Genomic DNA, 11,911 nt, shown 5'->3' with positions numbered 1-11,911 from the left:
TTTGGTTTTATGCCGGATAATCTCTACGCCAATGCCGATAAAACCCGCAACGGTGCACCGATTGAAAATCTGGAGGCGCTCGTAGGTCGTGCTATGCCCGCGCTGGAAAAACCGGAGAATTTGCGTGGAATGCAAGGGCAGGTGTGGACTGAAACTATCCGCACAGGAGCGCAGATGGAGCAAATGATTTATCCACGTTTAATTCCACTCGCCGAGCGCGCCTGGCACAAAGCGGCATGGGAAGGTGATAGACCGGATGCCGCTGCACGCACTGCTGATTGGGCTGCATTCGCGGTGCAATTAAGCGTAAAAGAATTGCCGAAGTTGGCTGTGTTGGGTGGCGATTTTTATCTGCCGCCGCCCGGAGGTGTAGTCGACGACGGTAAATTGTTGGCGAATACAGCGTTGCCGGGTTTGGCAATTGAGTTCAGCATCGACAATGGCTTAAGCTGGAATTCATACACGGGTGAGCACGCTGTGAGTAAATCTGAAGTCTTGTTACGCGCCCGCGTGGGTGAGGTGACTAGCCGTGTAACAACCGCTGAAACGAAGCAACGTAATTGACATCCGCCTGCGCAAGGATGCGCAGTGGCTCCCACATCACCGAATAAAAACCCCTGCTTTTCTAGTCTTTTTTAACTCCCTCTGCTGAAAACCGTTAAAAACCTCGGGAAAAACGCATTATTTTTGCGATTTTGTGCTGTTTTTTGCGATTTTATCCACTAGTCGTGTTTCATTATTAGTATTCCTTGCCTATTATTTACCCACGTCACAGCCTCGGGCTGTTTTGTGGTTGACGTAAGGGCTGTTGTTTTTTTCGAAAATAATATTGCGCAAGGTTACAACCATGAAAGTCGATGTTCTCTCCGTTGTAATTTTTTTGTTTTGCTTGGGAGTATGTGTAACCCTGTTGGATATAGGCGCGTTAGTGTCATTTGCAGAGGCCGCCGTAGAATCCACCTCTGAGTAGTAACAGGCGAGTAAACGGAATTTTCGACAACAACTCCCGCTTCGGCGGGAGTTGTTTTTTGTGGGGGTGATTTTCTGCGTGTGGGCGCCAAGCTTAGTTGTGCGTGAGGATAATTTCTTTATCGGTCGCAATGGCAAACAGCGGAATATCCCAAGTGTCTGTGGCAAGTGATTCGACTTGCTGGCATGCGTGCGCCAAGCCAATCAGCACCGGTTTTGCAGCGGGTGTTTTACTTCCTGTCGAGAGTTTCTGTTTGAAGGCGAAGGTCGCATCGTAAAAACCACCCCCCATCCCCAAGCGCGCTCCAGTACGATCAAATCCCACCAGCGGCATCAACACGACATCTAACAACTGTGCCGACATCCTGTGCTGTGAGCGGAAGTCTGGTTCGGGAATACCAAAACGATTTTTAGTGAGCAGCGCATCAGGCGTGTATTCAACAAACCACAAATCCTTGCGCTTATCCGGGCGCAGTACCGGTAAAAAACAGTGTTTTTCCATTTTCCACAGCTGCCTGGCAATGGGCTCGGGATCTATCTCGCCATCATTAGCTATATACAGCGCCACGTTACGCGCGCGCATAAATTGCGGCAGTTTCATTAAATGGCGCAGCAGAAACAGTGATGCCTGCATTTGCTGGGTTGGATTAAGGGCGCGGCGGCGCGCACGCAATTCATTGCGCAGCTGTTTTTTTGCCAGCGCGAGATTATTGAGTGGTTGGTCGGTTTGGGAATCAAACGAATCGGCCATAAATAGCCTTAAAGAAAAACACAGAAGTGAGTTAAGAGACCCCGAAATGCCGCAACCAAGCTGGCCTTGAACCCATAGGTTCAAGGAGGTAGCACCTGTGGTTTTTAAGGCTTTCCGTCAGGCGGACATGCACACCAAACACAACGAGACACCACCAGTTTTGTGGAAATCGGCTCAAGGACTTGTCGGTTTGCAAACATTCCAGGGCGTGGCGCCAGTATAACCCAAGGTTACCGGCCTTCCGCAAATGAAATTATGCTTGGGTTAGTTAACCGGTTAGCTGTTAATCGTCTTAAACGGGGCTGGCAAAAAAGTGCGGTTTGCGCTTGTGTTCGCTTTTAACCCAGATTGGCCAAACTGCGATCCAACTTTTCATTCAGGCGCAGCAAATCACTTTGGTTGGCTGAGCCACCGGTGCCTGCACTGCTATTTTTCGCTTGTAACAATTCATGGCTAAGGTTGAGTGCGGCCATTACCGCGATGCGCTCAAGGCCGATGACCGCGCCGGTACCGCGAATCGCCTTCATTCGCTCATCGAGTAATTGCGCCGATTCCACCAATGCCTGGCGCTCTTCGCGCGGGCAGGCGACCTGGTATTCTTTATCGAGGATTTTTACAAAAACAGTTTCGTTGCTCATTGATGCCTCGATTACTCTGCGTCCAAATTACGTAAATGGGTGATCATGGCTTCTACGCGGCTGCGCGCCAATTCATTCTTCTCGATCAGGCGCACTCGCTCGCGCTGCCACTCGCTTTCGCGGGTTTTGAGTTCGGCGTTTTCTTGCTGCAGGCGATTGCACAGCAGGATCAGCTTATCCAGCTTGGTTTCGAGGGCGAGTAACAGATCGTCAGACATGATAATAAATAACCAATAAATAGCGCGGGTCTCCCACTATATTGCGCGCTCGGCGGGTGGTCAATCGCGCAGCCCAAGTTAATGTGAATTCGAGAAGTTGGTTGTTATCAAATGATAAACAAACAGGTTTTACTTGAGCCGCGTCAACCTTATAAATCGCTATATAAAAAGTTTGCAGAGTCGCCCAAGCCAATCGTGATAGCATTCATCCACTGTGATGAGAGGCCTCTATGACCGATACAACTTCCCCCGAACAACTGCTCACTCCCCTGAATTTTGACGATCTGGCCAACCTGTTGGCGCCCCTTGGCACCCTCAATAGCCCCTCCGAACTGCACGGTTTGTTGTGTGGCAAGTTGGCTGGCGGCGCGACCTTGAGTGAGATCAACTGGCTGTTGGAAGCGGTTGAATTCCTCGATTTTATCGCCGCCCCCGACGAGCAAGTGCGCATCGCCCTAAGCCGCTTGTACCACACCACCTGCGATCAATTGCGCGGCCAGTTCAGTTTGAAACTCATGCTGCCGGACGATGACAACACGCTCAATGATCGCGTGCGCGCCCTGAGCGAATGGTGCCACGGGTTCCTCACCGGATTCGGCAGTGTTGATCACCAGGGCAAGCGTGTGATCAACGAAGAATTTGAAGAAATGCTCCAGGACTTGGCGAACATCGTACAAATCCAGGCTGATGACGAAGAGGACGAGCCCAGCGCAGAGGCGGATTACATGGAAGTCACCGAGTATGTGCGCGTGGTCGTCAACTCACTTTATTTTGAATTTTCTGCCGAACATGCTGAAGGCGTAAATCCTGCGAGCATGGCGCCAGCGTCGAATCAATTGCATTAATTGTTTGCGAGTGCCTCTATGAGAATTTCCAAAGCTGAATTTGTCCGCCGCCGCAAAACCTTGATGGCGCATATGGAGCCCAACTCCATCGCCATAGTACCCGCCGCGCCCGAGCGCCCGCGCAGCCGCGACACCGAATATCACTACCGTCAGGACAGCGACTTTTTATATCTGTCAGGTTTTGAAGAACCCAAAGCGGTACTGGTATTAATTCCCGGGCGCGAGCACGGCGAATATGTTTTGTTTGTGCGTGAGCGAAACCGCGAACGCGAAATTTGGGACGGTTATCGCGCTGGTCCCGAAGGTGCGTGCAGTGAATTTGAAGCGGACGATGCATTTCCTATCGACGATATCGATGAAATTTTACCGGGCTTGCTTGAGGGCAAACAGCGCGTTTATTACTCCATGGGTAAAGACAGCGAATTCGATAAACATGTGATGGACTGGGTCAACACCATCCGCGCCAAAGTGCGCTCAGGTGCAACCCCACCCGGCGAATTTTTGGATTTAAGCCATTTCTTAAATGACATGCGTTTATTTAAAAGCGCAGCCGAATTACGTGTGATGAAAGAAGCGGGCGAAATTTCTGCACGCGCCCATGTGCGCGCCATGAAAGCCAGTAAAGCGGGCGTGATGGAATACCAACTCGAAGCTGAGATCCTGCACGAGTTCCAAATGAGTGGCGCGCGCTTTCCTGCGTATAACACCATTGTCGGTGGTGGAAAAAATGGCTGCATTTTGCATTACATTGAAAATTCTGCGCCATTAAAAAGCGGTGATCTGGTGTTGATCGATGCTGGTTGTGAACTGGATTATTACGCCGCTGATATCACCCGCACCTTTCCTGTCAGCGGAAAATTTTCCCCCGAACAAAAAGCCCTCTACGACATTTGTTTGCAAGCCCAGCTCGAAGCCATCGCTGAATGTAAGCCAGGTAAGCATTGGAATGATCCTCACGAAGCCACAGTGCGTGTCATCACCGAAGGCTTGGTAAAAATTGGTTTGCTTGAAGGCGATGTGAGCGAATTAATTAAAAGTGAAGCTTACAAAGAATTTTATATGCATCGCGCCGGCCACTGGTTGGGAATGGATGTGCACGATGTTGGCGACTACAAAGTCGGCGGCGAATGGCGTGTACTCGAACCGGGCATGGTGATGACCGTAGAACCAGGTATTTATGTTGCGCCGGATAACGAGCGCGTCGCCAAAAAATGGCGCGGGATTGGTATTCGCATTGAAGATGATGTTGTTATCACCAAAGATGGCAACGAAGTATTGACGAAAGACGTGCCGAAAACCGTTGCGGAAATTGAAGCCTTGATGGCAGGGACTTATGCGAACGCTTGATGGTACTGGCGATTTTTATCAAGTAAATACATGGAGAGTTGCTCCCTGGTTAGTTGATGCATTTTGTATTGGCGTATTAGTCATTTCGGCATTAATTGCATTGCTTTGGAACTATCAAGGCCTACCCATGCAATATTGGGATGAAAGCCGCAATGCAAATAACGCGTTGGAAATGGCGCTCGGTGCTGGTTGGCTTGTGCCAACCTACGAAGGCGTCCCTGATCATTGGAACACCAAACCGCCGCTATTAATTTGGCTGATTGCGGGCTTAATGAAGCTGGATTTGCCGCCCTTATTGGCTTTGCGTCTGCCCTCCGCATTAGCCGCCGCTGCAACGCTGATTATGGTTTGGGCTGCTGTACGTTTTGGTTTGCGTGATAGATTGGCTGCGCTAATCGCTGCAGCGCTCTTGCTCAGTTCCAAGGGTTACACGGGCATTCACGGCGCTCACACCGGTGATTTTGATACACTTCTTGCGTTATTTACGACCGGGTATGTGTTGAGTGTTTGGCAAGCATTAGCGCAACAAGGGCGGCAAAAAAAAGTCTGGATGTTAAGCACAGGAATTTTTCTGGTGTTGGCGGTAATGACCAAAGGACCTGCGGGTTTTTTTGGTGTAATAGGCCTGTGTTTATTTTTACTGCTAACGGGGCAGTTGCTAAATGTTATTAGTGATTGGCGCTGGTGGTTAGTGGCAACATTCTCCTGCGTAATTTGCGCGAGTTATTACATAGTCCGTGAAAGTTACGACACTGGTTATTTGCAAGCAGTATGGATGAATGAGTTGGGTGGTCGCTACAATGAAACCAATGAATCACACTACAAAGGTACCTGGTTTTATCTACATGAACTGCTTAAGCAATGGGTACCCGGGTGCTTGTTTTTATTGTTGCTTGGCTATTCTCTGTTGGGGGCGGATGTCGCACGCAAGCGTCTTGCACAGATAACCTTTTTATCGGGCGCAGGAATTTTCATCCTGCTCTCCACTGCTGAGACACAACTTCACTGGTATTTGATTCCGGTGATTCCTTTGCTGTGCATAGCTGCCGCTATAGCTTTGGTTGATGCTATAAAAGTGGTGCCGGTTCCTATTAATTACTGGCGAGCATTTCTTGTTATGTTTATTGCTTTGCCTGTGATTGTTTCTGTTTATAGGAATGCAATAAGTTTACCCGCAAAGTCGAAAGATAAAACCCATATCAGTCAATACGGTATTCTATTTAATCATTTGCACACCGCTGGGCAGATGCCCGATCGCATAATTGTTGTCGATGACGGGGCGGACAATACAGCAGGCTTCACTGACTACAATCCGGAACTCAGATTCTATGCTCAGCTTGAAAAACAAAAAGGAATTGATGTTCAGGTTGCCAGGCTCGCTGATGCAAATTTGGTAAATGGGCTGGTCGCAACCTGTGATTATAAAAATATGGTAACCGTGCGCCAGTTAATTGCCGCCCCTTTGGTTGAGAGCTCTGTGTGTGTGGCAGGATATAAGGATCGGCAATGAACGTTGTAATCCCAAAAGATACTTTTGATATCGTCATTATTGGTGGCGGCATGGTGGGAACTAGCCTCGCCAGTTTGCTTGCTGCCAGCCAACCACACTTACGTATTGCATTGATTGAAGCGCAGGCATTTGCGGGTGCGGATGAAATGCATTTCCAGCCGAGTTTTGATGCGCGCTCGACGGCGCTCTCATACGGCACTGTTGCGATTTTTCGCGAGTTGGGTTTGTGGGATTTGTTGCAGCAACACATCACGCCTATTGCACAGGTGCATGTATCCGATCGCGGCCATTTTCTGGGCGGTGTGATCGATGCAAAAGAAAATAATCTCGATGCTGTAGGCTATGTGGTTGAGAATGCCTGGATGGGGAAAGTGTTGCTAGGCCATGTGCAAGCGCAACACAATATCCAGTGTTTTGCTTCATCTACTGTAACTGCGTTAACCCCACAACAAGATTGCACACTGGTGAATGTTAAAACTGACGCGCAAGAATTTTTACTAAAAACAGCACTTGCTGTGATCGCCGATGGTGGCGATTCACCCTTGCGCAAATCGCTGGGCATAGGAACGCAAGTACGCGCTTATGGCCAAACCGCCATCATTACCAATGTCGAATTTTCCGAGCCACACCATGGCGTTGCCTACGAGCGTTTTACAGCCGATGGCCCAGTTGCGCTTTTGCCTTTAGGTGAATCCAGGGATGCGCAACAATCAGCATTGGTCTGGACATTACCTGCGGCGCAAGCCGATGAAATCCTGGCTCTGAATGATGTGGATTTTCTTGTGCAGTTGCAGGAGCGATTTGGTTTTCGCGTAGGTCGATTTAATCGCGTTGCCAAACGTCATGCTTATCCGCTGCAGCTAGTGTTAGCCGAAGAACAAATCCGTTCGCATTTGGTTTTGCTCGGCAACGCTGCACATTTTTTACACCCGGTGGCGGGGCAGGGGTTTAACCTCGCGTTGCGCGATTGTGTCTGTTTGGTGGAAACCCTGCGCGAGGCAATAGAAAAAAATAAATCTCCGGGTGATTTGGAGGTGTTGCAAACCTATCTCCACAAACAATCGCTTGACCAGCAAATTACGATTGAATTTAGCGATAAATTAGTGCGGCTGTTTTCCAGCGATCAGTTGCCTCTGATCGCTATACGTCATCTGGGCTTATTAAGCATCGAATCTATTCCTCTCATTAAAAACCAATTTATCGCGCAGACAATGGGCACTGCCGGTCGCCAATTTCGGTGGTTATTGGATGAGTTTTCTGACGAAAAAACAATAAATAAAAGCAGCGCGGCTGTTGCTGGAAATAAGCACTCCAAGCAAACAGATAATCCTGATTACGATGTAATTATTGTCGGTGCTGGGTTAGTCGGAGCGTCGCTCGCTTGCGCGATTGCGCAAAGTGATGTTGCACAGAACTTGCGTATTGCCGTAATCGAAGCTGGCAGTGATGTACAACATTTTAGCGGCGATCATTTTGATCCGCGTGTAGTTGCACTTACGCATGCATCGCAAAAATTATTAGCAGATATCGGCTGCTGGGATGACATAGTCGCGCAACGTGTCTGTGCCTATCGCGAAATGAAAGTCTGGGACGGTGAGGGTACAGCGGCGATTGAATTTGATTGCGCCGATGTGCAGCAATCCTATCTCGGCCATATTGTTGAGAATTCAGTGGTTGTGAATCAATTGCGTGAACGCATGGCACAGCATAAGAATATTTTTCTTATCCAACCGGTTGCCGTTGCGCAAGTTATTCCTGCACAAGCCGAGTTTCCTCGCGTGCGTGTGCAATTATCCAACGGTAACGAAATTACGGCTCCGCTATTAATTGCCGCCGATGGAGCGCAATCTAAAGTGCGCGAACTTGCAGAATTTTCTACGCGCGAGTGGGATTACGGCCAGCAGGCGATTATCACTACGGTACGCACTGAGCGGCCGCACGAATTCACCGCGTGGCAACGCTTTATGCACACAGGGCCGCTGGCGTTTTTACCGCTGCAGCATAATGGCGATGCACATAGTTGCTCGATCGTCTGGTCAGCAGAAGATGATTTGTCCGCGGAATTAATAGCGTTGAATGATGAAGATTTCTGTGCGCGTTTAACCTCTGCATTTGAGGCGCGCCTTGGTCGCGTTATCGCTTGCGATAAACGCTACGCAATCCCTTTGCGCCAGCGTCATGCCACTAGTTATATCCAGCCCGGTATCGCATTGGTTGGCGATGCGGCACACAACATTCATCCTCTGGCGGGTCAGGGAGTCAATTTAGGTTTGCTCGACGTGATCGCGCTTGCGCAAGAAATCGAGCGTGCCCTCGCGCGCCCAATACCGATTCCGGTCTATTCGATCCTGCGCCGCTACCAGCGCCAGCGGCTCGCCAGTAATCTGGGCATGATGTCAGCAATGGAAGGCTTCAAGCGTCTGTTTGGCAATCGCAGCCTGGCCGTAAATTGGTTGCGCAATACTGGCATGCGCCAACTAAACTCAGTGGCAGCGATTAAAAAAATCATTATCAATACTGCGCTGGGTGTCTCTTGAGTCGGCGCTTGAGGTGAGTCTATGGATGTAGAGGCGATACTGTCGGTCACGCCCTTTGATTGGCACGCGATTGGAACCTCGCTACTGTGCGGGAGTATTATCGGTATCGAGCGCCAATTGCGCGGCAAGCCGGTGGGAATCCGCACCTCTTCCCTGATCACGCTAGGCACCTATATTTTTATCGCGGCATCGCTGTATGTTTCGGCCCACATGGCGGGCCCGGAAAAAGTGGTCACAGATCCTTCGCGTATTATCGGGCAGGTGATTACCGGTATTGGCTTTCTCGGTGCAGGGGTGATGCTGGCGCGCGATGGGTTTGTGCTGGGTGTTACATCGGCGGCCACTATCTGGATGCTGGCGTCTATCGGCGTGGTAATTGCGATAGGCTACAACATGGTCGCGATCAAATTATCGCTGGTAGTTATTCTAGTGCTGGTGGGTGTGGACTTCCTTGAGGACTACTCGCAGGCGTTTACTCGCGGCGTGCATAAAAAGTATCAGGACTGGCGCGGTAAAGGTAAATCCAGTTCTGATTAATTGGTGTAGAAAAGTAACATTTTTAAAGAAGTATTTATGTCAAAACTCCTGATTGTTGCAAACGTATTAAATGGCCTCCTATTAATTATTTTAGTTGCATCCATTGCCGGTTTTATTTCATTTCTTAATATCTACGGATTATTTTTAGCCTGCGTCACTGCAGCAATTGCCTGGGGCGTTTTCAAACAACAACGCTGGGGATATTTTGCGGCGGCTGCCTGGGCGCTGGCGTGTTATCAATTGGCAAAGCAGGGTTACGAATTTCAAAGCATTAAGCGCCACGTGATGATACTTGGGTTTACTTTAATTCCGCTTGCACTGTTTTTGCACGAAACCTTGGGTAAAGCGACCGCGAAATCTGCACAAAATAATGGCAAACAAAGCGATGACAACCGAAAAATGCCCGATTAATTGTGTGCCTCTTACACAGCATTACAAAAAGTGTCGATAATCGCTAAATTCGCAGATAACTGCTTGACTCGATAAGGCTTAGTGTTTTAATTTTGAACTGCTACAGATTGAGATCCGCCCCAAGACTAGACTTTTGTAAGACAACCGATTGCTTGCTCAAGACACTTGGACGTACCACGACCTGAGCAATAGCTTTATTTCAAGCTATTTCACTCTGGCTTTTAGTAAAGTCGGTTTTTTTGTTCGGTCAGCTACGCTGACGTTTTAGATGCAAGATGAGGAAGCTATGTCAGATCTAGTCTCTGGTGTTGTTAAATGGTTCAACGATGACAAGGGTTATGGTTTTATTGAGCGTGAAGGTGGTGCAGATGTATTTGTACACTTCCGTGCAATTAACGGCAACGGCCGTAAAACCTTGAAAGAAGGTCAGAAAGTGACTTTCGAAGTAACCCAAGGTCAAAAGGGTCCACAAGCAGAAAACGTAACTCCACTCTAATTTGAGTGAGTTCCGAAAAGGGTGATTGAGTAATCAATCACCCTTTGCTGTTTTAAGGACTTGGTGTAATCCTGTTTGTAGTTTTCTTCCACTCTTTTTTGAGCGATGGGTTTTTGTTGCCCTCGTTGCCGGTTTTTCCTTCATGTTTGATTTGCAATCCATTGTTTGGCTCACCTGCATCGCCATTTTTATTTATTACTGGCGCGGTGCCCTGCTCGTTAAAGATCGCGCTTATCACGCAGCGCAAAAACGTTGCGAAGAAATGCAAGTGCAGTTGCTGGATGAAAACGTCTATCTGCGACGCTTGTGGTTCAAGCGCAATGAACTGGGAAAATTATCGCTCTGGCGCGCGTTTTATTTTGAATTCACTGTATCAGGTGCAGATCGCTATTTTGGTCGCGTGATTATGCTTGGCTCGCGCATTACTCAGGTCGAACTCGACCCACATCGCGTCCACTGATTTTCAACTCCGGATTGCACATGACACAAAAATTCCCCAGCGAAAAAGTCGGCGGATGGAAAACAAAAACCTCGTCAATTGTTTACGAAAATCGCTGGCTAAAAGTTTCCCACGAAGAAGTCATAACCCCTAAAGGTACCGATGGTATCTACGGTGTTGTGCATTTTAAAAATACCGCAATCGGTGTAGTGCCAATCGATGATGAGGGCAACACCTGGCTGGTAAAACAAAGCCGCTATACACTCAATCAATTTACCTGGGAAATTCCGGAAGGCGGCTGTCCGCAAGGCGAAAGCCCATTGAATGCAGCACAGCGTGAATTGGAAGAAGAGGTAGGTTTGCAGGCCAATAATTGGCAGCAGTTAATGACCATGCATTTGTCCAATTCAGTCACTGATGAATTTTGTGTGGTGTTTGTTGCGCGCGATTTATTTCCCGGGCAGCAACAGCTTGAGGCCACTGAAGATATAGAAGTTAAAAAGTTACCGCTTGTTGATGCCATTGACATGGTAAAGCGTGGTGAGATTACCGATGGTATTTCTGTCGCCGCTTTGTTGCGTGTTGCTTTGGGTTAGTTGCTCGCATCCACAGGCTAGCAGGATAAAAAACTATTTGAGTCGATTAAGGCGAGCTACACTTTTTTACAGACTGGCAATCCAGCCCTGTTTAGAGTTAATGGTCATGCCCGCGTGTACCAAGATTTAATTGATAAAAGGAAATCTCAATGAAAGTTATCCCGTTCATAACATCAATAATATTGTTGGCAACTACCGTACAAATAAGTGCGAATACCTGTGAAAAAAACTTCCTTGCTGAAGGTGATCCTCGCAATGGCGCAGAATTTTCAACGTCCACTACGATTAATGATCTTAGTTCGTCCAGCGCGCTGGGCCAATTGCGCATGATTGCGCTAGCAGATGGCTTTAATGTGTTGGGTGAGGAATCAACCGCGGCCCAAGGTACTCTCACCATTGAACAGAAAAATGGACGTCATCCATTTTTGATCTACCTCACTGCGGTTAACAAGGGTACAGCTGCGGATGTCAGCATTCGCACAAAACTGAATCGGCGCACCGTGGCAAAACCGGAAGATATTCGTGCCGGTATGTGTGGCATGGTGGCCAGAATTAAAACCGGAGCTGAAGGGGAGGCTATAGCGGCAGCTGCGCGAGCGGCGAAAGTGCCAGAACCC

The 11,911-nt window shown here is 48.6% G+C and carries 14 protein-coding genes and 1 other RNA gene; 11 read left to right on the top strand and 4 right to left on the bottom strand.

What is annotated here, in order from left to right:
• The coding region (locus ACWA6V_RS06165; RefSeq protein WP_449521653.1) for a chitobiase/beta-hexosaminidase C-terminal domain-containing protein at window positions 1-564 on the top strand (564 nt) is incomplete at its 5' end.
• A gap of 499 nt (window positions 565-1,063) precedes the next feature.
• Here ACWA6V_RS06165 and ACWA6V_RS06160 read toward each other — a convergent pair.
• The 4 genes from ACWA6V_RS06160 to ACWA6V_RS06145 all read right to left on the bottom strand — a co-directional run bounded on the left by ACWA6V_RS06160 (window position 1,064) and on the right by ACWA6V_RS06145 (window position 2,576).
• Window positions 1,064-1,720 carry a 5-formyltetrahydrofolate cyclo-ligase gene (locus ACWA6V_RS06160; RefSeq protein ID WP_449521652.1) on the bottom strand — a complete coding sequence of 219 codons (657 nt, stop codon included), beginning with the start codon at window positions 1,718-1,720 and terminating at the stop codon, window positions 1,064-1,066.
• Window positions 1,721-1,754: 34 nt separating this feature from the next.
• Window positions 1,755-1,931, bottom strand: a non-coding RNA gene (gene ssrS / locus ACWA6V_RS06155) — 6S RNA.
• A 127-nt stretch (window positions 1,932-2,058) separates the two neighbouring features.
• Window positions 2,059-2,358: a cell division protein ZapA gene (locus ACWA6V_RS06150; RefSeq protein WP_449521651.1), complete on the bottom strand. Its 300-nt coding sequence runs from the start codon at window positions 2,356-2,358 to the stop codon at window positions 2,059-2,061.
• A gap of 11 nt (window positions 2,359-2,369) precedes the next feature.
• The gene (locus ACWA6V_RS06145) at window positions 2,370-2,576 is read right to left on the bottom strand and encodes a TIGR02449 family protein (protein WP_133680147.1); all 207 of its coding nucleotides are present in this window, start codon (window positions 2,574-2,576) and stop codon (window positions 2,370-2,372) included.
• 230 nt (window positions 2,577-2,806) lie between these two features.
• Here ACWA6V_RS06145 and ACWA6V_RS06140 point away from each other — a divergent pair, with 230 nt between their 5' ends.
• The 10 genes from ACWA6V_RS06140 to ACWA6V_RS06095 all read left to right on the top strand — a co-directional run.
• Entirely contained in the window at window positions 2,807-3,421 is a 615-nt protein-coding gene (locus tag ACWA6V_RS06140; protein ID WP_449521650.1) for a UPF0149 family protein, read from the top strand.
• Between the two features lie 18 nt (window positions 3,422-3,439).
• Window positions 3,440-4,768, top strand: a complete 1,329-nt coding sequence (gene pepP / locus ACWA6V_RS06135; protein WP_449521649.1) for a Xaa-Pro aminopeptidase — start codon at window positions 3,440-3,442, stop codon at window positions 4,766-4,768.
• Window positions 4,755-6,278: an ArnT family glycosyltransferase gene (locus ACWA6V_RS06130; RefSeq protein ID WP_449521648.1), complete on the top strand. Its 1,524-nt coding sequence runs from the start codon at window positions 4,755-4,757 to the stop codon at window positions 6,276-6,278. The genes pepP and ACWA6V_RS06130 overlap by 14 nt, the downstream gene beginning before the upstream one ends.
• On the top strand, window positions 6,275-8,815 hold the full coding sequence (gene ubiH, locus ACWA6V_RS06125) for a 2-octaprenyl-6-methoxyphenyl hydroxylase (RefSeq protein ID WP_449521647.1): 2,541 nt from the start codon (window positions 6,275-6,277) through the stop codon (window positions 8,813-8,815). Before ACWA6V_RS06130 ends, ubiH begins: the two co-directional genes overlap by 4 nt.
• Window positions 8,816-8,836: 21 nt before the next feature.
• Window positions 8,837-9,352 carry an MgtC/SapB family protein gene (locus tag ACWA6V_RS06120; RefSeq protein WP_310068086.1) on the top strand — a complete coding sequence of 172 codons (516 nt, stop codon included), beginning with the start codon at window positions 8,837-8,839 and terminating at the stop codon, window positions 9,350-9,352.
• A gap of 36 nt (window positions 9,353-9,388) precedes the next feature.
• Window positions 9,389-9,763, top strand: coding sequence for a hypothetical protein (locus ACWA6V_RS06115; RefSeq protein WP_449521646.1), 375 nt, complete (start codon window positions 9,389-9,391; stop codon window positions 9,761-9,763).
• Between the two features lie 286 nt (window positions 9,764-10,049).
• Complete coding sequence (locus ACWA6V_RS06110) at window positions 10,050-10,259, top strand: cold-shock protein (RefSeq protein WP_039912329.1); 210 nt, start codon at window positions 10,050-10,052, stop codon at window positions 10,257-10,259.
• A gap of 142 nt (window positions 10,260-10,401) precedes the next feature.
• Entirely contained in the window at window positions 10,402-10,719 is a 318-nt protein-coding gene (locus tag ACWA6V_RS06105; protein WP_449521645.1) for a DUF3301 domain-containing protein, read from the top strand.
• 20 nt (window positions 10,720-10,739) lie between these two features.
• Window positions 10,740-11,294, top strand: coding sequence for an NUDIX domain-containing protein (locus ACWA6V_RS06100; protein ID WP_449521644.1), 555 nt, complete (start codon window positions 10,740-10,742; stop codon window positions 11,292-11,294).
• A gap of 149 nt (window positions 11,295-11,443) precedes the next feature.
• Window positions 11,444-11,911: hypothetical protein (locus ACWA6V_RS06095; RefSeq protein WP_449521643.1), on the top strand; the 468-nt coding region annotated here is incomplete at its 3' end.

This window comes from Cellvibrio sp. (assembly GCF_053579595.1).
The sequence above is the reverse complement of the archived record's forward strand: the minus strand, read 5'-3'. Positions and strand labels throughout refer to the sequence as shown.